General features: G+C 51.3%; 19 protein-coding genes and 2 pseudogenes. 15 read left to right on the forward strand and 6 right to left on the reverse strand.

What is annotated here, in order from left to right:
- Nucleotides 1-297: pseudogene (locus tag P1U47_RS15960) on the forward strand (hypothetical protein); the annotation flags it as partial.
- A 378-nt stretch (nt 298-675) separates the two neighbouring features.
- On the opposite strand, the pseudogene P1U47_RS15965 reads toward P1U47_RS15960, so the two are convergent.
- A pseudogene (locus P1U47_RS15965) lies at nt 676-798 on the reverse strand (transposase); the annotation flags it as partial.
- A gap of 72 nt (nt 799-870) precedes the next feature.
- On the reverse strand, nt 871-1,626 hold the full coding sequence (locus P1U47_RS15970) for an endonuclease/exonuclease/phosphatase family protein (protein WP_301030187.1): 756 nt from the start codon (nt 1,624-1,626) through the stop codon (nt 871-873).
- Between the two features lie 108 nt (nt 1,627-1,734).
- Here P1U47_RS15970 and P1U47_RS15975 point away from each other — a divergent pair, with 108 nt between their 5' ends.
- The 7 genes from P1U47_RS15975 (at nt 1,735) to P1U47_RS16005 (ending at nt 9,092) form a co-directional block, all read left to right on the forward strand.
- Nucleotides 1,735-2,745, forward strand: a complete 1,011-nt coding sequence (locus tag P1U47_RS15975) for a virulence protein RhuM/Fic/DOC family protein (RefSeq protein WP_301030188.1) — start codon at nt 1,735-1,737, stop codon at nt 2,743-2,745.
- Between the two features lie 134 nt (nt 2,746-2,879).
- Nucleotides 2,880-3,251 carry a type I restriction endonuclease gene (locus tag P1U47_RS15980; protein ID WP_301030189.1) on the forward strand — a complete coding sequence of 124 codons (372 nt, stop codon included), beginning with the start codon at nt 2,880-2,882 and terminating at the stop codon, nt 3,249-3,251.
- A 140-nt stretch (nt 3,252-3,391) separates the two neighbouring features.
- The gene (flhA, locus tag P1U47_RS15985) at nt 3,392-5,506 is read left to right on the forward strand and encodes a flagellar biosynthesis protein FlhA (RefSeq protein WP_301030190.1); all 2,115 of its coding nucleotides are present in this window, start codon (nt 3,392-3,394) and stop codon (nt 5,504-5,506) included.
- Between the two features lie 25 nt (nt 5,507-5,531).
- Nucleotides 5,532-6,923, forward strand: a complete 1,392-nt coding sequence (gene flhF, locus P1U47_RS15990) for a flagellar biosynthesis protein FlhF (protein ID WP_301030191.1) — start codon at nt 5,532-5,534, stop codon at nt 6,921-6,923.
- Between the two features lie 124 nt (nt 6,924-7,047).
- Entirely contained in the window at nt 7,048-7,905 is an 858-nt protein-coding gene (locus tag P1U47_RS15995; protein ID WP_301030192.1) for a MinD/ParA family protein, read from the forward strand.
- The gene (locus P1U47_RS16000; protein ID WP_301030193.1) at nt 7,902-8,633 is read left to right on the forward strand and encodes an RNA polymerase sigma factor FliA; all 732 of its coding nucleotides are present in this window, start codon (nt 7,902-7,904) and stop codon (nt 8,631-8,633) included. The genes P1U47_RS15995 and P1U47_RS16000 overlap by 4 nt, the downstream gene beginning before the upstream one ends.
- Before the next feature lie 18 nt (nt 8,634-8,651).
- Nucleotides 8,652-9,092 (forward strand): DUF2802 domain-containing protein, encoded by a 441-nt coding sequence (locus P1U47_RS16005; protein ID WP_301030194.1) that lies wholly within the window; start codon nt 8,652-8,654, stop codon nt 9,090-9,092.
- Between the two features lie 119 nt (nt 9,093-9,211).
- Here P1U47_RS16005 and leuA read toward each other — a convergent pair whose 3' ends face one another.
- Nucleotides 9,212-10,891 (reverse strand): 2-isopropylmalate synthase, encoded by a 1,680-nt coding sequence (leuA, locus tag P1U47_RS16010; RefSeq protein WP_301030195.1) that lies wholly within the window; start codon nt 10,889-10,891, stop codon nt 9,212-9,214.
- Between the two features lie 306 nt (nt 10,892-11,197).
- Between leuA and P1U47_RS16015 the strand changes: the two genes are divergently transcribed.
- The 6 genes from P1U47_RS16015 (at nt 11,198) to P1U47_RS16040 (ending at nt 16,834) form a co-directional block, all read left to right on the forward strand.
- Entirely contained in the window at nt 11,198-11,665 is a 468-nt protein-coding gene (locus P1U47_RS16015) for an Lrp/AsnC family transcriptional regulator (RefSeq protein WP_301030196.1), read from the forward strand.
- Between the two features lie 100 nt (nt 11,666-11,765).
- Nucleotides 11,766-12,131, forward strand: a complete 366-nt coding sequence (locus P1U47_RS16020) for a Rieske (2Fe-2S) protein (RefSeq protein ID WP_301030197.1) — start codon at nt 11,766-11,768, stop codon at nt 12,129-12,131.
- Between the two features lie 30 nt (nt 12,132-12,161).
- Nucleotides 12,162-12,599 (forward strand): DUF2721 domain-containing protein, encoded by a 438-nt coding sequence (locus P1U47_RS16025; RefSeq protein ID WP_301030198.1) that lies wholly within the window; start codon nt 12,162-12,164, stop codon nt 12,597-12,599.
- Nucleotides 12,600-12,744: 145 nt separating this feature from the next.
- Nucleotides 12,745-14,025 (forward strand): NAD(P)/FAD-dependent oxidoreductase, encoded by a 1,281-nt coding sequence (locus P1U47_RS16030; protein WP_301030199.1) that lies wholly within the window; start codon nt 12,745-12,747, stop codon nt 14,023-14,025.
- Between the two features lie 35 nt (nt 14,026-14,060).
- Nucleotides 14,061-16,223: an acetyl-CoA hydrolase/transferase C-terminal domain-containing protein gene (locus P1U47_RS16035; protein ID WP_301030200.1), complete on the forward strand. Its 2,163-nt coding sequence runs from the start codon at nt 14,061-14,063 to the stop codon at nt 16,221-16,223.
- 254 nt (nt 16,224-16,477) lie between these two features.
- Entirely contained in the window at nt 16,478-16,834 is a 357-nt protein-coding gene (locus tag P1U47_RS16040) for a hypothetical protein (protein ID WP_301030201.1), read from the forward strand.
- A 90-nt stretch (nt 16,835-16,924) separates the two neighbouring features.
- Here P1U47_RS16040 and P1U47_RS16045 read toward each other — a convergent pair whose 3' ends face one another.
- Entirely contained in the window at nt 16,925-18,727 is a 1,803-nt protein-coding gene (locus P1U47_RS16045; RefSeq protein ID WP_301030202.1) for an acyl-CoA dehydrogenase C-terminal domain-containing protein, read from the reverse strand.
- 389 nt (nt 18,728-19,116) lie between these two features.
- Between P1U47_RS16045 and P1U47_RS16050 the strand changes: the two genes are divergently transcribed.
- Entirely contained in the window at nt 19,117-20,238 is a 1,122-nt protein-coding gene (locus tag P1U47_RS16050) for an enoyl-CoA hydratase/isomerase family protein (protein ID WP_301030203.1), read from the forward strand.
- On the opposite strand, the gene P1U47_RS16055 is transcribed toward P1U47_RS16050, so the two are convergent.
- Both P1U47_RS16055 and P1U47_RS16060 read right to left on the reverse strand, forming a co-directional pair.
- A complete protein-coding gene (locus tag P1U47_RS16055) occupies nt 20,195-20,818 on the reverse strand; it encodes a DUF2238 domain-containing protein (protein WP_301030204.1) in 624 nt (207 codons plus the stop codon). The genes P1U47_RS16050 and P1U47_RS16055 overlap by 44 nt on opposite strands.
- A gap of 27 nt (nt 20,819-20,845) precedes the next feature.
- On the reverse strand, nt 20,846-21,079 hold the full coding sequence (locus P1U47_RS16060; RefSeq protein ID WP_301030205.1) for a hypothetical protein: 234 nt from the start codon (nt 21,077-21,079) through the stop codon (nt 20,846-20,848).
- Nucleotides 21,080-21,095 lie beyond the last annotated feature (16 nt).

Genomic DNA, 21,095 nt, shown 5'->3' on the forward strand with positions numbered 1-21,095 from the left:
CTAACCGGCCATCATAGTTGTCGCCGACCGGCCAAGATAGTTGACGCCAGACATGACCGTTTATTTGGCATTACGAAGCGGGGTGATAGTTATGTTCGCAGCATGGTCGTGCACGGCGCTCGAGCAGTGGTCAGCCGTGCCAAAGGAAAAACAGATGCTCTGAGCCGCTGGATAAATCAACTGGTAGCAAGGAGAGGCTTCAACAAAGCCGCTATTGCGTTGACTAATAAAATGATTCGCATTGCTTGGGTGTTGGTTACCCGAGGCGAGCGCTATAAACCCTCTCTGAGCATGTAAGCAGGCAGAACAGAAAAATTAGTAAGGGGTAAGTACTTCCCCTCAAGGTTGCGTAGGTAAAAGCAGAGATAGCAGCACAGGTGAGACCGGCATACTGTAAACCTGAATCCCCCGTTGACCCGATTCCTGAATCGATTAGGTCGTATTAACGTATAGGGCAGTGTGCGCGGATATTTATCGAGGCCAGAAGCTCAGCTTCAATAATAGGCCGGATATACGACAGCAAACCTGATTCTGTTACCCGCTATTACCTTGCAAAAGAGGAGGAGACCATATACGGGGGGATGGCACTCATCAAACCCTGTTTATAATCCCGTTCCACCCGCAGTGGACCAGCACTCGTAATCGATAATTCTCAAAGCTCCTAAAACCATACGCTCACCGTGAGATCATTTCTATCTTGTTGTGAAAGCCTTCAGTAATCCCGTTACTTTTTCGAAATCGCCATTTGGCAACAATCGATGTCATCCAAGACGCTAGCGTCTTTGCTAAGGTTCGAAGCGGCTAGTGGTGCGGGGTTAGGCTATCTCTGAGGCTTCGTGAATGGCTGCTACTGAGCTTTTCGTATCAATCTCATTGTGTGTGTATCTCCAGCAGCAGCGGGACATGGTCGCTTAGCTTAATCCGTTCTTGATAGTTACCGACATGAAGGTTTGCTGATTCTAATAAATCACTCGAAAGGAAGGAGTAGTCAATGTGGTATGGCTTTCCCTCGTTGCGCTGAAGAAAAAATGTAGGTTTTGATTCGCGTCCTTGGGTTTCACCTGTTTGCATGTGGTAAGCGCTTTCCAGCCCGATTTTCTGTAGCTCAACTATGGTATCTGAATGACTCCACCATCTGTCTGGTTTGTCCCATTGAGCGTTACTATTAAAATCACCAAGAATCACGGTGGTTCCACTTGCTAGATCGCTACGGTGTATTTGAAGGTACTTCCAAAACTGTCCCATATAGCCGAAGGCTTGGTCTTCTCGGCCTTTCGTCCAGACTGCTAAAATTGTTATTTTGCCGTTTATGGAGAAAGGCACAAAGAGCTGCAAGTCTTCGGACCGCCACTTTAAGCTGGGGCTAGTGCTGTGCAGCCCTGATAGAAAGAACTCGCCAGTCCAATTCAAATTTTTAACTCGATGCTGCTTTTTCGGAAATATGCCGATTCCCTTGTTTTTATTTTTTCCCTTCCAAATATAGTCGCCGGCCCAATTTATGTAAGCCTCGGTGGATTGGGTTGGGTCTTCACACTCTTGTATTATTAAAATATCGGCATCAAATTGCTCTAATGCGAAGAGTTTCTTCCTGAGTGCACCGTTGCAATTCCAAGTGAGTATTTTCATTTTTCCGCTGACGTCCTTAATTCGGCGCAATTTATGATAAATCTATCTCCCATGGGTATCTGGGGGTTTGTAGTAGCATATTATAAAAGGCTTATGGAGGAGCTATAGATGTCTGAAGCGCAGCAAATTCAAATCTATCAATCTGACGATGGCAGTGTGCAATTAGATGTCGCCTTACAGCAAGAGACCGTCTGGCTGTCTCAGGCGCAACTGGCTGAGCTGTTTGGCACTAAGCGGCCCGCTATCACCAAGCATTTAAGTAATATCTTCAAAAGCAATGAGCTTGAAGAGCAAGTGGTATGTTCCATTTTGGAACATACCACTGTACATGGTGCTATAGCCGGTAAAACTCAAACGAAATCCGTTAAACACTATAATCTGGATGCAATTATCTCTGTGGGTTATCGGGTGAACTCTGCCCGTGCTACGCAATTCCGCATTTGGGCAACCAACACCTTAAAACAGCACTTGGTCCAAGGTTTCACGCTCAACCAGCGCCGGCTGAAGGAACGCGGTATTGAGTTTGAACAGGTGGTAGAGCTGCTGTCGCAAACATTAGCAAATCAGCAGTTAGTGACCGAGCAGGGCGCGGCGGTATTGCAGGTGATTAAAGACTATGCCCGCAGTTGGTCCTTGTTACAGGGCTACGATGAGCAGAGTATCGTTGATCAAACTGCCCGCCAAACTGACATGGCAAGGCTGGAGCTAGAGCAGGTATTACCCGCCATTGCGCAGTTGAAGCAGGCCTTGCTTGCCAAAGGTGAGGCCACTGAGCTGTTTGCGCAGTTGCGCGGCGATGGTCTGGCCTCGGCGCTGGGGACCTTAGAACAGGGTTTTGGCGACGAATGGTTTTACCCCAATGTGGCAAGCCGAGCCGCTCACTTGCTGTATTTTGTTATTAAGAATCACCCCTTGGCAGATGGCAACAAGCGCACGGGTTCGTTTCTGTTTTTGTGGTATCTGCGCAATAATCAGCATCTGCTGGCCAAGCCGGTTGAGGCGCTGGTTAACGACAACACCTTGGTGGCCTTGGCCTTATTGGTTGCCGAAAGTAAGCCAGATCAAAAAGAGCTGATTATTCGCCTTGTGCAGCAGTTTATAGTGCTTAAGGCTTATTGAAGGACTAATAAGTGATAACAAAAGACCAGCTCTGCCTCGCTTGGTTTTAAGCCATCGGCTACGACTATATGTCCGGCTAAGATATTGCTCCAGATGGCGACAGCCCTGAGCGCAGTGACTACTGGTAAGTCGTTTTGCATGACCGCCCGTTGGGTAGTTTACAGCGTTTAAATCCCACTATTCCGGCCAGCACTTTGGTGCAAGTGGCTTTTCAGGTCGCTAAACCAGAATCCCCGAGCTTAATTAAAAACAATAAAACCTTTCATTCATGCTTGTTGGAAGGCGTTAAGGTCAGCTTTAACAATGGGACAGGGGAAGAGAAGACCGATTACGTTAAATTGGTGGATTTTGCCAATACCGCGAATAATCAGTTTTTAGTGGTGAACCAATACACGATTACCGGCAGCAAGGGTAATCGCCGCCCCGATGTGATTGTGTTTGTTAATGGCTTGCCGCTGGCGGTCTTAGAACTAAAAAACTTGTCGGAAGAGGTTGATGGGCTGTAGGGGCGAGGAGGATGCGCTGCTTGGCGCTTAGATCTTCGTGCCGCTTAGCTAAGTTGGCCTTGTTGTTGCAATTACTCTCGGTAACGACGAAATTTTGGCGCTTTTCCGCGCTGGAAAATCCATCTTAGAAGAGAGTGGGTATGGCTACAGCAACACAAACAATAGCGACAAACGGCTGGATGGAGAAGGTTGCCAGCAGCGGCATTGGCGTGCTGGTTATGCTTGTTGCGTGCTTGGGAATGCTGGTTATCCCAATGCCGCCATTCCTACTCGACTTGCTGTTTACCTTTAATATTGCGCTGTCGCTGATCATTATTTTGGCGGTTATTTACGTCGAACGGCCTATCGATTTCTCGGTTTTTCCTACCGTATTACTGCTGGCGACCTTGCTACGCCTGTCATTGAACGTCGCCTCAACCCGCGTGGTGTTACTCGAGGGTCACACTGGCCCTGGTGCGGCGGGTAAGGTTATTGAGTCCTTTGGCGAGTTTGTTATCGGCGGCAATTATGTTGTTGGTATTGTGGTGTTCATCATCTTAGTTGTTATTAACTTTGTGGTGGTGACCAAGGGTGCAGGCCGGGTATCTGAAGTAACGGCTCGATTCACCTTGGACGCGATGCCTGGCAAGCAAATGGCGATTGACTCGGATTTAAACGCCGGTCTGTTAAATCAGGAAGAGGCCAGCCGCCGCCGCGAGGAAGTGCGTACCGAGGCCGATTTCTACGGTTCCATGGACGGTGCCAGCAAGTTTGTGCGCGGTGACGCTGTGGCCGGCATCATGATTCTGTTTATTAACGTCATTGGCGGCTTGGGCGTGGGTATGAGCCAGCATGGCTTGAGCTTCGATCAAGCCATGCATAACTACACTTTGCTAACGATTGGTGACGGTTTGGTGGCGCAGCTGCCGTCACTGCTGTTATCAACGGCAGTGGCGATAATTGTTACTCGTATCTCGCGGCCCCAAAATATGGGCGAGCAGATGGCGAGCCAGATGTTTGCTAACCCCAATGTGCTGTATCTCTCGGCAACCTTAATGGCCTTAATTGGTGTTATTCCAGGTATGCCAAATTTGGTGTTTTTAATGCTCGCAGCGGCCTGTGGCGGCAGTGGTTGGTGGCTGCAAAACAAGAAAAAGAACGCCCAGGAATTTGTTGCAGAAGAGGAGTCTGGTGAAGAGCTAGCGACCGCGCCCCGCGAGCCCAGCGAGTTGAGTTGGGATGAAGTGACGCATATGGACGTGGTGAGTTTAGAGGTTGGTTATCGCCTAATTCCCTTGGTAGACCGCAATCAGGGCGGCGAGCTGATTGGCCGTATTACGGGGGTTCGCAAGAAGCTTTCCAAGGATTTAGGGTTTTTGATTCAGCCGGTGCATATCCGCGATAATTTGGAGTTGTCGCCAGGTAGTTATCGCATTCAGTTATTGGGCGACACCATTGCCCAGGGTGATATTCAGGTTGGTAAAGATTTAGCGATTAACCCAGGCGGCGCCCAGCCTGGTCTGCGTGGCGCCACTACTAAAGACCCTGCTTTTGGTATGGATGCGATCTGGATCGACTCTAGCCAGCGCGATCAGGCGCAAACCATGGGCTATACCGTGGTGGATCCCTGCACGGTTATTGCGACTCATCTCAGCCAGGTCATTAAACAACACGCTCATGAGCTGCTGGGGCATGAAGAAGTGCAGCAGCTGTTGGATCGTTTGGCCAAGACTGACCCGCGCTTGGTAGAGAATGTGGTGCCCAAGCAATTGCCGCTGAGTATTGTGGTGAGAGTGCTGCAAAACTTGCTGAAAGAGGGGGTTTCGATCCGCAGCATTCGAATGATCGCCGAAAGTTTGGCGGAGCAGGCGCCGCGTAGCAAAAATCCTGACGAGTTATTGGAGGGTGTGCGGGTTGCGCTTGGGCGAATGATTGTTCAGGAAATCAATGGCTTAGAAGATGAATTGCCAGTTTCTGCGCTGGATGCTGATTTGGAACAGTTGTTGCAAGACATGCTTAGAGGCAACTCTGGCGCGGTGGGATTAGAGCCGGGGATTGCCGAGAGATTGCAAAATGAATTGGCAGATTTTAGTCACCGGCAGGAGTTATCTGGTCAGCCTGCGGTGGTTCTGGTATCGCCGTCGATTCGGGCTTGGTTGTCGCGCTTTACTCGGCGCAGTGTGCCCGGATTGTCGGTTTTGTCTTACAACGAAGTACCCGATAGCAAGCAAGTGCGCCTGTTATCAACTATTGGGCAGCAAGCGCGCTTAGCGTAAGACGCAGGGCTGCAGGAGAGCGAGTATGCAAGTAAAGAAATATCGTGCTGTGGACAGCCAGCAGGCCATGCGGATGGTGCGCGCCGCCCACGGCCCCGATGCGGTGATTCTAGACTTACATACCATTGAGGGTGGTGTAGAGGTGGTGGTTAGCCTCGACGAGGCTGCTAATCACGGCGCGGCGAGTGCTCAAGTGGCCGTTACTGAAAATGCCGCACAGCAGCTTGCTCGCCAAATTAGCCAGCAGTTTTCACCCGCGCCGCGCAGTGAGCGCACTGCGCTAGATGCCTTATTAGATCGTCAAAAAAAGAACGCGCAAATGGCGCAGGAAACTGCCGCTAGCGAACGCCAAAATCTTGGCGCTAGTCGTCAGCCCGCGCCAGAGATGCCAAACCAGCCAGTTAGCCGCGGCCAAAGTGAGCAACACCAAAGCCCGCAGCTGGCGTGGTCACAGCAGGATGAATTGCTGACTCTCAAGCAGGAGCTGTCGTCAATGAAGTCGATGCTGATGGAACAGCTTAAAGGCCACAATTGGCAGCAAGCCAGTTTTCAGGCCCCTGAACAGCGAGAATTAAACCAGTTTTTATCAACCCTCGATATCGATCCCAGCTTGGGTAAGCGTTTGTGCGCCGAGATTCCCGCTGATGAAAGCGATTCATTGCAGCGCGAAATTTTAAAAATGCTGTTAATTAAGCAATTGCCGGTTGCGGCGCCGCCAAGTTCTGGCGCCATTTGTTTGGTTGGCCCGCAGGGCGCAGGTAAAACCACTACAATTGCAAAAATTGCGGCGCAGTATGTGTTAAATCATGGCCGCGACGGCATTGCTATACTGACTACCGATGTGGCACGGGTTGGCGCGCAGGAGCAATTGCGAGCTTATGGCCGAATTTTACAAATTCCGGTACACACCGCAGTAGATATCGAAGAGGCAGTTAAAACCTACCGTATTCTGCGCAAGAAAAAGTTAGTGCTAATCGACACGGCGGGCATGTCATTTCGCGACAGCAAAGGGATTAGTGAATTGCAGCAACTAACTGCAGCCATGCAGGATGTGCAGGTGTTTGTCACCCTGCCGGCCGACGCCGAGGCCTATGTGCAAAGCGAAATTATCGATGCCTATGCGCCGTTGGCGCCGCAGGGTGCAGTAATTACAAGGATCGACGAGGCCATGCGTTTGGGTGGTGTGATCTCTAACTTAATACAGCACCGCCTACCCGTGGTTTGGTGTGCGAATGGCCCCAAAGTGCCGCAAAACTTGTCGGCCGCAGATGGGACTAAACTGGTGAATATGGCAGTGCGCATGGGTCGCGCCTTTGAACTGAAATCCCGTCCAGAGCGCGAGCCTTCGCAATCTGCGCAGGCGGTGCCAGGCCCTGTGGTGAATTCATCGCCAGCGCGGCTTAGTGTGCGGGTCTGATGCGATAGTGAGCTTAGTAAATGCCGGATTGATGGACTAAAGTGAGTGCTATTGCGTAGAGTAATTTTGGTGTTGAAGGCCTAAGATTAGCTGCGGTGATGGATTAACGGAGAAAGATAATTAAATGAGCGCAGTAAAAGTAATAGCCGTAAGCAGTGGCAAGGGTGGAGTTGGTAAAACCAATGTATCGGTAAACCTCGCCTGCCAGCTGGCGCGTCGCGGCCGGCGAGTACTGCTAATGGATGCTGATTTGGGCTTGGCTAACGTCGATATCATGCTGGGCTTGCGGCCAAAATGGAATTTGTCTCATGTGTTGGATGGCAAATGTAAAATTCAAGACATCTTGGTTCCTGGTCCCGTTGGTATCACCATTATTCCGGCCGCATCGGGTATTAAGAAAATGGCGGATTTAGGCGCCGCGCAACATGCCGCGATTGTGCGGTCGTTAAGTGAATTAAACGACGATTACGACGTGTTAATCGTCGATACGGCAGCGGGAATTTCCGACAGCGTAGTGACCTTTTGCCAAGCGAGTCAGTACGTTTTGGTGGTGGTAACCGACGAGCTAACCTCAATGGCCGATGCCTATGCGCTGATTAAAGTGATGAATCGCGATGCCGGTATTCGGCGCTTTAAAGTGCTGCGCAATATGGTCGACAGCCAAGATCAAGCGCGGGATGGTTTCGAGCGACTCAACGAGGTAGCCCAGCGCTTTTTAGACGTAAGTTTAGAATACGCGGGGTTTGTGCCTCGCGACCCCTATTTAATTAAAGCCGACTCCCGCCAAAAAGCGGTGAGTGATTTATACCCTGGCGCGGAGTCGTCATTGGCTTTTCGTAAATTGGCCGAAACCGTTGATAAATGGGATGGACCCAAGGGGCCGAGCGGTAATATCGAGTTTTTTGTAGACCGCATGTTCAGTTCTGACGACACCGCAGAAGCCAGTACCAGCGCCGAAACCACTACGGGAGCGGCGATGTGAACGGTCACGCCGCTTATCTCGATGTGCAGAACGGCAGTCGCGAAGAGCTGGTGAGCCGCCATGCACCCTTGGTTAAGCGAATCGCCTACCACTTGGTTAGTCGTTTGCCCGCGAGTGTAGAGGTAGACGATTTAATTCAAGCGGGCATGATTGGCCTGCTCGAAGCCGGTAGCCACTATCAAGCAGACAGAGGCGCCAGTTTTGAAACCTACGCGAGTATTCGTATTCGCGGCGCCATGATCGATCAAATGCGCCAGTGTGGTTGGGCGCCCCGTTCGGTAACCCGCCAGCTCCGCGAAATGTCTGAGGCGGTGCGTCGTACCGAGGCGCGGCTTGGCCGCGAAGCGGGGGCCGCAGAAGTTGCCGGTGAGATGGGTGTGTCACTAGACGAGTATCACGACCTGCTGCGCGACACCAGTTCGGTACGCTTGTTTAGCCTAGAGCAAATTGGCGAGAGCGAGCAGGAACCCGCTGATATTGGCGGCGGTGATGATCGCTATGCGCCCTTAGAAAACATCCTCGAAGACGATTTTCAGCAGGCCTTAGCGAGCCAAATTAATAGCCTGCCCGAGCGCGAAAAACTTGTTATGGCCCTGTATTACGACAGCGGCCTAAACCTCAAGGAAATTGGTGAGGTAATGGAAGTGAGTGAGTCGCGTATTTGTCAGATTCACAGTCAGGCCATCGTGCGCTTAAAAAGTCGGCTTGGCGAATGGACGGCGGCATAATATTGCGGAGTAGCTATTATGGAGAGTAGTCAGCAGTTCTCTTCTTTTGTCGGTGATTGGTTTAATGGCTTGGGTGAGGCATCGCTACTGGGCTTGGTGTTAAGTGTGGTGGGCATGGGGCTGCTGTTATACGCCTTTAAAACGCGGCGCTCGGCAGTACTCGACGCACCGCGGCCGCCAAGTTCTGAAGAAATAATTGCGAGCCTTGAAAAGAAAATCGAATTGCAAAACTCCGCCATGAGCCTGCTGGGTGAGCGGGTCTCGGCCTTGGAGGAGTATTTAGAAATGATCGGCTCCCGCCAACAGCGGCAAGACGCCGATAAAAAAGACATGCGCTTTTATCAGCAGGCGATCAGCATGGCGGATAAAGGCCTTAGCGCCGAAGAGCTCGCCCAGCGCTGTGGTATTTCTGCCTCAGAAGCAGATTTGATTACGATGTTGTATCAGAAGACGCATTGAGTTTTGTGAGTCGGATGTCAGGCGTCGGAGGTCTGACGCTAAAAAGGCAAGCCACTTTAATCGTATTTCAATGCTTTTGACTTACGTCCGACGTCAGACGCCGGACATCCGTCTTGCTTTTAACCCGCCTTCCGAGCTTCCATCACTGCCTGACTCGCCGCACTCAGCACTGCTTGCAATGACGCTGTTACCACATCGCGGTGCATGGCTACACCAATATAGCGCTGATTATTGATCGACAGGTGCACATAGGCCACGGCCTGTGAAGCGGTGCCGGTGTCTAGCGCGTGTTCGCGGTAGTCTAGGACTTCTACTTTGTCGCCAAACTCCTGCTGCCATGCGTTAACTAGGGCGCTAATTGCACCGTCGCCATGGCCTTGCAGAGCAATTTCTTGGCCGCGATGTTGAAAGCTCAGACTCAGCTGATCTTGGCCTTGGTTTTCAGCATTGTTCTGGCTAATAGCAAAATGGCTTAGTTCGGTATTGCGTGCCGCTTGCAGGTAGTGCTCGTCGAACAGTTCCCAAATTTGCTTGGCGCTGACTTCGCCGGCAATTTCTTCGGCCTTGGCTTGCACTGCGCGGCTGGCGTCTATTTGCAGCCAACGCGGTAATTGTAGGCCGTAGTCGTTTTCCAGTACCCAGCTCACGCCGCCTTTACCAGACTGGCTATTAATGCGGATAACCGCCTCGTAGCTGCGCCCCAAATCCGCGGGGTCGATTGGCAGATAAGCAACTTGCCAATGCTCGTCTTGGCCTTGCTTGGCCAAGCACTTGCGAATTGCGTCTTGGTGGCTGCCAGAAAACGCGGTAAACACCAGCTCACCAGCATAGGGGTGGCGGGGGTGCAGCGGAATCGTAGTGCAGTGCTCGACAACGGCAATAATTTCGTCCATATCGGCCAAGTTCAGCTCTGGGTCTACACCCTGGCTGTACAGGTTCATGGCCATGGTCACAATATCCATATTGCCGGTGCGCTCGCCATTGCCTAGCAAAGTGCCTTCAACACGGTCGGCGCCCGCCATTACTGCCAGTTCGCCAGCAGCCACACCGCAGCCGCGATCATTGTGGGTGTGTACAGATACGCTAATGTTGTTGCGGAATTGGGTGTGGCGGCAAAACCATTCCACTTGGTCGGCAAATACATTGGGGCTGGCGCACTCCACGGTGGCCGGCAGATTAATAATGATGGGCGCGCCGGTATCTAGCCATTCAGCAATAACGGCGTCGCTGACCTCTACTGCAAAATCAACCTCGGTGCTGCTAAAGCTTTCTGGTGAATATTGAAACGACCAGGATGTTTTGGGGTTGCGCGCGGCATATTCTTTTACCCAGCGCGCACCTTGCACCGCAATTGCCTTTATTCCGTCTTTGTCTAAGCCAAATACCCGCTCACGCTGCACGGGGCTGGTGGAGTTGTAAACGTGAACAATGGCTTGTTTGGCGCCGTTAAGAGCTTCGTAGCTGCGGGCGATCAATTCTTCTCGCGCTTGCGTTAGCACTTGAATCGTCACGTTGTCGGGAATCCGGTCGCCTTCGATTAAGGCGCGCACAAAATCAAAATCGGGCTGCGAGGCCGCGGGAAAACCGACTTCAATCTGGGTGAAGCCGAGTTTGACCAGCAGATCCCACATCCGCAATTTTTGCTGTACCGTCATAGGTTCAACCAATGCTTGGTTACCGTCGCGAAGATCCACAGAACACCACTGGGGCGCTTGGGTTATGGTGTTGTTTGGCCACTGGCGGTCGGACATAACTATTGCCGGTGTTGCGCGGTATTTGCGGTGATTAAAGTCGGCCATGATAAATCTCGCTTCCTTGGGCTGTGGGAGGGCTATTGGGTTCCGGGTGTTGAAGCCCAGCGGTGCTGGGCGTTTTCATGCACTCTTGTTGTGTAAGAGCGGGTTCGCGTGTTCAGTTTGCGGGGTGGTGCAAGCTGGCTAACGATGTTTGCGAAGGGGTAACTCCACGGTTCCCAGTATAGGGATAATGCCGCAGCAGGGGATTGCGAACTTGGCGGTAAATTGTCGATTAACTTTTCAATTATTGCTGTATTTCTCATTATATTGGCATATTATGCTCATAAAAATGAGGATGGTGGATTTACTGTGAAGTTGGATGGCTATGATAAGCGGATTTTAGAAGCACTGCAGGCAGATGGTCGGCTCAGTAACCAAGAGCTGGCCGATCGCATCGGCTTATCGCCTTCGCCCTGTTTGCGGCGGGTGCGCCGACTAGAAGAGATTGGCGTGCTGGCCGGTTATCGAGCATTGCTCAATGCGCGGGCATTGGGCCTTAACCTAATGGCCTTTATTCATATTAGTATGGACCGGCACACCCCCGAGCGGTTTGAAAATTTTGAGCGCCATGTGGGCGAATGCCCCGAGGTTTTAGAATGCCATTTAATCACCGGCCAAGCGGCCGATTACTTATTGAAAGTTATCGTTGCCGATATGGATGGTTTTCAGGACTTGTTGTTGAATAAGATTACTCGAATTGATGGCGTCACCGGCGTACACTCAAGCTTTGTTATGAAGTCGCCAGTAAGTAAAACCGCTTTGCCATTGTTGCAGTAATTGTTGTCGCGGCATGCTGTGAATTTAACTGTAATATGGAGAAGTGTAGAAGGCTACGGCAGTATATAAATACGTTTGATTACTTCTAAGGAGCACGGCAATGGATAGGATTTTTGCGGCAAATCTTGATGAGATCGAAGAAGGCGCTTTTTTAAATAAAACCCTTGGCGGCGCGAAAGTGTTGCTGACTAAAGTAAATGGTCAGATTTGCGCGGTAGAAAATCGCTGCCCGCACCTTGGTTTGCCGCTCGGCAAAGGTGAAATTTGCGATGGTGCAGTTACCTGTCCCTTCCATGGTTCGAGCTTTAATTTATTGACCGGCGAAAATGTTGACTGGACCAATGCCTTTTTTGGTATGCCAATGCCCGGCTGGACTCACAAACTAATCGCCCTTGGCAAAGCCCCTAAAGCCCTTAATACCTTTAAAGTAGAGTGCGAAGGCGAACAAGTTTTTGTGAATGTGTGAATTTCTTTAAGTGCGTAATTAAGGTCCTTCATGGCTGTAGAAATTGAAGTTGTTACTATCGCGCACGCGATCCAACAATCGGTTGCGCCGGTTTTTTTACTCGCTGGCATCGGTGGTATTCTCAACGTATTAACCAATCGCTTGGCGCGGATTATCGACCGCAGCCGTTCCTTGCACCACCGTTTAGAGTCGCTTAGCGCGGAGCGCGGTGCGGTGGTGCATCAGGAATTGGCCATGCTCACACGGCGCGCCCGCGTCGTTCATCGCTCTATTGGTTATAGCACTACCAGTGCATTATTAGTTTGTGTGGTCATTGCCATGCTGTTTATTAGCGCCGTTATGGAGTGGAATAGCAGCTTGGCGGTGGCGGCCTTATTTGTTTTTGCCATGGTTTTTTTGATATTCGCGCTAACGGGTTTTTTACGCGAAATTCAATTGGCAACACGGATTATGCTCAACGGGCCGTAAGGTTCGCGGCTTAGTTTCTTTCATGCGGCAAAGCGCGATCCATTGGAAAGTGTTCTCTATTCTGGTGGGTAATTCTTATTTTTTTTAATAGTTGGGGCCATTCAGGCGCCAGTATTAATTTGGCTGTGTTTTCGCGGAGGTGCTTGTGGCGGCAAAAATTGTGGTTGTTGGCGGCGGTGCAGGCGGCCTGCCATTGGTAACAAAATTAGGTCGTAGCTTAGGCAAGAGCGGAAAAGCGGATATTACCCTCGTTGATAGCAGCGCAAGCCATATCTGGAAACCGCGCTTTCACGAAGTGGCCACCGGCGCTATTGATTCCGATCTGGACGCGGTCGACTACCGCGCTCACGCATATCAAAATCACTACCACTTTGCGATGGGGCGGGTGATTGGCCTTGATCGCGAGCGGAAGGAGTTAATCCTCGCGGCAATGATAGGCCCTAGTGGTCGAGAAATTCTCCCTGAACGGCGGCTAAGTTACGATTATTTGGTGATTGCCGTTGGCAGTTTGGGCAACGACTTTAATACCGCCGGTGTACGTGAACACTGCTTGTTTTTAGATACCCGACTACAGGCCGACCGTTTTCACGAGCGCTTTTTAAATCATTGCATGACCGCCAATTTTAATAGTAGCGCTCTATCAGTGGCGATTGTGGGAGGTGGGGCGACCGGCGTTGAACTGGCCGCTGAAATTCATCACGCGGTGGCGCTGTTAAAACTTTATGGCCATGAGCAGCTGGATCGCAGTCGCCTACAAGTGCATGTTATTGAAGCTGGACCGAGGCTATTGCCTGCGCTCAAAGAAGAGATTGCCGCTGCCGCCCAAGCTGAGCTGGAAAAAATGGGAGTGCTGGTGCACACCAATACCAAAGTGAAGGCCGCCGATGCGCAGGGCTTTGTGACCAGCGATGAGCAGCGTATTGATGGTGAGCTGCTGGTGTGGGCGGCGGGTATTAAAGCCCCCGATGTGCTCGGGTCTTTTGGGCTTGAAAGCAATCGTATTAACCAATTAACCGTTAATACCACGCTGCAAACGGCAGACCCGTCAATATTTGCAATAGGCGATTGCTGCGCCTGCGAGATGAGTGAGGGTAAAAATATTCCACCGCGCGCGCAGTCTGCCCAGCAGATGGCCATGCACACCGCCGCAAATTTAAAGCGGGCAGTTGCGGGTCAGCCCCTGCAAGCGTTTAAGTATCGGGATCACGGTTCGCTGGTGTCGCTGTCTAAGTATTCTGCGCTTGGTAATTTAATGGGCGGTGTGCGCGGCGGTAGCTTCTTTATTGAAGGCTGGCTGGCACGCATGATGTACATCAGTTTGTACCGCCTGCATCAAGCGGCGATTTACGGCTGGGGCCGCACCTTGATGCTGCTCTTGGCTGGCCGCTTTAATCGCCTATTACGGCCGCGCTTAAAATTGCATTAAATTGGCCTAGTGAAACACGGAATTAACGGAGACCTATGCAACAGGCGATAGCAAGCACTGCTGAGGAGCGGGCCAAGCAATACCAGCAATGCCTAGATGGCCTTATTGCGCGGCTAGGTAAGACCTTGGTGGTGGCCTTGCCGCTGGGCTTGGGTAAACCCGTGGAGTTGATTAACGCGCTCTATGCGCGGGCTTGTCAGGACCCATCGCTGTCGTTAACGATATTAACCGCACTGACCCTTGAGCGGCCGCGTGAGTCCGACCCTATTCGCGGGCGGTTGCTGAATCCGGTGTTTGATCGGCTCTATGCTAATTACACCGAGCCAAGCTATGCAACCGCGGTGCGCGAAGCGGCTTTGCCAGAAAATATCATTGTTCGTGAATTTTATTTTAAACCCGGCAGTCGCCTTGGCAATGCGGGGGCGCAGCAAAATTACGTAAGCTCAAATTACACCCACGCCGCCCGCGATGTGGTGGCCCAAGGCTGCAATGTGGTGATGCAACTGGTCGCTCAAGATCCCAGCAATCCACAGCGCCTGAGTATGAGCTGTAATCCCGATACCTCCCTAGAAGTGGTGCAACGTCTTACTGAACTCGGGCGCGATTTTGTCAGTGTGGGCGTGGTTCACCACGAGCTGCCTTATATGTGTGGCGACGCGGAGGTTGAGGCCACGCAATACCAGTTTTTGCTCGACACCGACGAATCTCAGCACGGCTTGTTTGTGATGCCTAAGCTGCCGCCAGTGCCCGCGGCAGATTATGCCATTGGCGTACATGCCTGTAGCCTCGTTGCCGACGGCGGCACTCTGCAATTGGGCATCGGCGCCATGAGCGATGCCATTGTGCATGGCTTACAGCTGCGCCACAGCCGCAATGAAGACTATAGAGCCTTGCTCGAACGTTTTAAGATTGATGCGCATTGGGGCGACTTAGTTGACCGCTGGGGTGGTCGCGGGCCTTTTAAAGAGGGCTTGTACGGCGCCACCGAAATGTTTGTTGAAGGGTTTTGGCAACTTTTTAATAGTGGAATATTGCGCCGCGAGGTTTATGACTTTTGGGCTTTGCAAATCCTAATTAATGACGGTGTTTGCGACTCTCGGGCGCTGAGTGCCAATACCATTAGCGCAATGGCCGAATTGGGCGTAAGAGAGTTGCGGGGCAAAGATTTTGCAGTATTGCAGTATCACGGTTACTTTACTGCCGAGTGCCAATATCACGATGGCTATATTACTGCCCCCGATGGCGAATCCTTTCCTGCGAATATGGCTAACCCCAAGAGTCAGCGTATTATTGCTGAAAAGTGTTTAGGCACTGAGCTTTGCAATGGCAAGGTTTTACACGGCGGTTTCTTTTTGGGTAGCGCCGAGTTCTATCGCGGCTTACGCACAATGAGTGATGCTGAGCGCGCTAAATTAGCCATGTGCAGCGTCGGAAAAATTAATCAGTTAGATTTTAATCCGCGTTTGTACCAAGCCCAGCGGCGCAAAGCGCGCTTTATTAATACCGGATTAAACGTGAGTCTGCAGGGGGCTGTGGCTTCAGATACCCTAGGTTCAGGACAGGTGGTGTCGGGGGTGGGTGGCCAGTATAACTTTGTGGCGATGGCGCACCAGTTGGCTGACGGCCGTTCGATACTGATGATTAGAGCGAGTCGTGGCGAAGGCCGTCGATTGCTGTCTAATATTGTAGAAAACTTTCCAAGCTGCACGATTCCCCGACATTTACGCGATATTGTAATTACTGAGTACGGCATTGCTGACCTGCGCTCTAAAACCGATGAGCAGGTTATTAAGGCCTTGCTGAATATTGCCGATTCGCGTTTCCAAGGTGATTTAATGCGCAGTGCCAAAGCCGCCGGCAAATTGGCGGAGGACTACCAGTTGCCGGCTGCATTTAGCAATAACACGCCAGCGCGATTACGTGCAGATGTGGCGTGGGCAAAAAGCCGAGATATGCTGCCAAATTACCCTTTTGGCTGCGATTTTAATGCCGAAGAATTACTTGCAGGCAAGGCCTTAACAACATTGTCTGGGTTGACGTGGTGGCAAACTCTAGTCTTGCTATTGAAGCCTTGTGAGTGGTGTGCTGAAGCAGATACCGGCCTGCGAACTTTGGGGCTGGAGGAGGCCAGTGGTGTTAAAAATCGCGCCTTAAGGCGTTTGGTTAGGGCGGTTATTGCTGGATTTTCGAAAAAATAGACATCTAACGATAAAAATTAATTGCGATACAGGTCACAAAGCTGGTTCTTTTTTCATTTTCTTTGGGGCTGTTAAATTTAATCATCCTTTTGATTTATATCACTTTTCATTGCCTTGCGAATTGCCATTACGAGTAAGTACCCACTGCCATTTCGTTTAATTATTAACTATTGTACAGGTCAGGATCACTACTACTGATGTACAGGGTTACGTAATTAAGGCAGTAGTATGGCAAACATAGAAGCGAGTCAGCCATGAATAATAAATTAATTCCTAGCGTATTTTTTTGTTTATTGAGTTCAGCGGCCTTAACGGCGACTGCCGAAGCAGAGAAATGTTTAGACTGGGATGTGCAGAATTTTCCGGCCAGTTCCGAGCAATCCAGTTGTGCTTATTTTAATCAAGACAAAGTCTCAACACGCTTTGTGGTGAGAAATAGCTGCAATATCAAAATCAACGGTGTGCTCACGTATTACAAAGACGATATCAGTAAAAAATCGGTGATGAGCGTACAGTCTTTTAGCGTTGATCCCGGCCAGACCGAAGAAGTTGCTAATCCTTGTGATATGCATAACGGCAGCGCATACCAGGTTTCCCAAGTTAGCTATTAAGCGCGCATTATTGCGGTATAAATTTTAAGTTACCAAAAAGGCCCCGCAGTGAAAACTGCGGGGCCTTTTTGGTTGGCAATAAGCGAGGGCTTAGCGAACGGTAAAGCGTTCTAAATCCATGCCCATTACACTGTCAGTGCTACTGCCCATCGATCCGCCGTGCGCTTTAGCGCGTGGCAGTAAACGCGAGAAGTAGAACTCGGCGGTTTCTAGTTTGGCTTGGTAAAAAGCAGAATCGCCTTCACCGCTGGCCAATTTTGTGGCCGCGACTTCAGCCATCATTGCCCAGTAGTAGGCCATCGACAAATAGCCGCTGTACATCAAAAAGTCGTAAGACGCTGCACCCACTGCATCGCGGTTTTTAGAGGCGCGAGCCACCATCTTAACCGTGTGCCAGTTCCACGCAATGGTGTAGCCAATCAGTTTTGCAGAGTAGCCGCGACGCTTGCCGCCAATCAGGTTTTTAAAACCAAATTTATACAGCTTTTTGCAGAAGCCGCCGTAGAGTTTGAAGCCGTCCAGTACCACTTTACGGCCAATCAAATCCATGGCTTGAATGCCAGTGGTGCCTTCATACAAGGTGGCAATACGGGCATCGCGGTAGATCTGTTCCATGCCGTGTTCTTTGATGTAGCCGTGGCCACCAAACACCTGCATTGCATTGCTGGCTGATTCCAAGCCGGTTTCAGTCAAAAACGCTTTTAAAATAGGGGTTAAAAAGCCCAGTTCATTTTCGGCGGCATCGCGCTCTTCTTGAGTGTCGGCCTGCACCATGTGGTCTGAATATTTAGCGGCGTCATAAATCATGGCGCGACCGCCTTCAGCAAAGGCTTTGGCGGTGAGTAGCATGCGGCGCACGTCGGGGTGATGAATAATGGCATCACCTGGTTTGTCGGGGTTTTTAGTGCCCGACAGTGAACGCATTGAATAGCGGTCCATGGCGTAGGGCAGGGCGTTTTGATACGCCAATTCTGATGCCGCCAAGCCTTGTATCGCAGTGCCGATTCGCGCGGTGTTCATAAAGGTGAACATGGCGTTCAAACCTTCGTTCTCAACACCCAGCATATAACCGGTTGCTTCATCAAAGTTGATGACACAGGTGGCATTGCCGTGAATACCCATTTTGTGCTCAATGCTGCCGCACTTCACGTTGTTGCGCTCGCCAAGGCTGCTGTCGGCGTTTACATGGAACTTAGGCACAATAAACAGCGAGATACCTTTGGTGCCTTCTGGCGCGCCAGGGGTGCGTGCTAGCACGATGTGAATAATGTTTTCGGTTAGATCGTGCTCACCGGCAGAGATAAAGATTTTACTGCCAGTCAGCTTGTAGCTGCCGTCGGGCTGAGGGTCAGCCTTGCTTTTCATTTGGCCAAGATCCGAGCCGCAGTGGGCCTCGGTTAAGCACATGGTGCCGGTCCAGGTGCCGTCGCAAAGCTTGGGCATATACTGATTTTTTTGCTCTTCAGTACCGTGTACAAACACGGTATTCATTGCGCCAAGGCTCAGGCCTGGGTACATGCCCCAAGACCAGTTGGCGGTGCCAATCAATTCCGATTTAATCAGGCCCAGTGACATTGGCAGGCCTTGGCCGCCGTATTCGGTTGGGTGCGACAAACCCTGCCAGCCACCGTCTATCCACATTTGGTAGGCTTCTTTGAAACCGCTTGGCGTGGTGACTTCGCCATCGTTCCATTTACAGCCTTCTTCATCACCGACTTTATTAAGTGGCGAGAGCACTTCTTCAGCAAATTTTGCCGTTTCTGCAGTAATGGCTTCAACCATGTCTGGTGTGGCTTCGGCGCCAGCAGCAATGGTTTGGTAGTGGGCCTGGTAGTCTAGGACTTCATTAAGGACGAAGTCGATGTCTCTAACTGGCGCTTTAAATGTGGTCATATGTAGCCTCTGTACTTATTCCCAAGATACGGGGTATATCATTAACGTCATGGAGCATAGCGGAAGCGACTAGGTGGGCAATTGGCCGCATCGAGTTGCTGCGCCGACGCTGCGGTCAATTTAGTGATATTTAGCGCGTATTACCTTGCTAACAGTGGGCTAGCGGGCTTGGTAGGTAATTACCGCTAGAGAGGTTCTGCAATGCAAAATTTGATCTCAATAGAGCGCCTATTTTACCGTGATGGCCGAGTTCTTTGTTGCCCAAGCTGGCAGTGAATGATGTCAGTCTTGAGCCGCTTGCTCGCTAGGGTGTACTGTTACAGTATATACATAGCATTACAGCTTTAATCCCACGCTTGATCTGAGTACACACTTGGTATGGGGGCACAATGCAAATTGAATACTCTGTATGCCTAGAGCGTCATCCGCTGCCGGTGGGGGGCTATTTGGCCCAGCTCACCCTCAATGCGCCTGCGCGTATCAACGCCTTGACCCTAGAAACCGTCACCTTATTACATCGCTTATTAATAGAACTTCGCGACGACCCCGAGGCGGTAGCGGTGTTTTTTGATGGCGCGGGCGCCCGAGGTTTTTGTGTGGGCGCAGACGCCCTGCGCATTCGGGCGTCGGCGCTCGCCAATCCCGGTGGCGCGGCGGTGGAGGCAGAAGCCTTTTTTGCCCATGAATACGCGGCGGCGTATTTAATTCACACCTTTCCTAAACCGGTGGTGTGTTGGGGCAACGGCATTGTGATGGGTGCTGGGCTGGGGTTAATGGTGGGGGCCAGTCATCGTATTGTAACGGAGAGTAGCCGGGTTGCCATGCCGGAAATTAGCATTGGTTTATTTCCCAATGTGGGGGCCAGTTGGTTTTTAGGGCAAATGCCGGGGCGTAGCGGTTTGTTTACCGCCTTGACGGGGGTGGAGTTGTCACCCGCCGATGTGCTCTATGCCGGGCTGGCAGATTATTGCCTTGCCGACAGCAGTAAAGCCTTGGTATTGCGCAAATTGCTGCAGCTGGACTGGTGCGATGACCCCGAGTGGAATGCCGAGTGTTTAACGGAGTGCTTGACCGATATTGAGGCAGAACAGGGTGCTGGACTTGGCGCGGCGTCGTTAAAAGATTGTCGAGGCTGGATAGATGAGGTTTGTGCTCAGCCTTCAATGTTGGCGGTAACCAAAGGCATTTGCCAGTATCGCGGCGCCGACCCATGGCTTAGCAAGGCCGCCCAAGGCCTTTCGGCGGGAGCGGCGAGCACCGCTAAATTAATATTTCGTCAATTAGATACCGGTCGCGGCCTAAGTTTGCTCGAGGTGTTTCGCATGGAGCTGGTGTTGTCGGCAAACCGAGTGCGCGACCCTGAGTTTGCCGAGGGCGTTAGGGCGCGCTTAATAGATCGCGATCATGACCCGCGCTGGTGTTACCGCGGTATTGACGAGGTGCCCGAGCTGGAAATGGAGGCGATGTTCAAGTCGCCTTGGGCAAACAGTCCCCTTGATGAATTGCTGTAAGCTGGCGCTGATGTAGCTTGCTTAAACTTGCTAGGGCGACAATTGCGCCAAGCATGGCCATTGCCATATCGGATTGGGTGTCCCAAACATAGCCTTGGGTGCCTAGAAATGCCTCGGCATCTTCGCCGCTAAGCGCCGCCACCCACCACTCAATTAGTTCGTAAAATGCGCTAATGCCCAAGCAAACAAGCACAATCACGCTGCCTAGCCAGCGTGGCTTGGCAATAACCTGATGCCTGAGAAACAACTCGCGACAGACCATGGCGGGCACAAAACCCTGTGCAAAGTGGCCGAGCTTGTCATAGTGATTGCGCTGCCAGTGGAATTGCTCGGCCAAATAGTCAAACAGCGGAACCTCGGCGTAGGTGTAGTGGCCGCCAACCATCAGAATGACACTGTGGACAAGAATTAGGGTGTAGAGCAGAGGGGTTAAGGGAAAGCGCGAGCGGCTGGCCGCCATAATAGCTAGGGCGATTAGCGCCGGAATAACCTCTAAGACCCACGTGAAATAATCTTTGGGATTGATGCCCGACCACAGCAATGCAGCGGTGAATATTCCCAGCCAGCACAGAGTCTTCATGATTATATCTTTCCTTAAATAGCTCGCTTAAATATCTTGATCGCGCATCTGCTGCTCGCGGCGCTCAACATCTTTTTGGAGCTGCTGTTCCATCTGCTGCGCTGAGTTTAAACCCTGCTGCTGAGGGGCACTTAATACGGTGGCAGGGGCCTTGTTGTCTGTTGCTTCACTGCAGCCACTTATTAATAGTGCGAGGCCAATAAAAAGCACTGCGGCGCTTGTTGACGCCGCGCTTGGGTAAATTGCAGTAGGGTTTTGCACGGTGGTTCTCCAATTT

The organism is Zhongshania sp. (assembly GCF_029212375.1).
Classification (GTDB): domain Bacteria; phylum Pseudomonadota; class Gammaproteobacteria; order Pseudomonadales; family Spongiibacteraceae; genus Spongiibacter.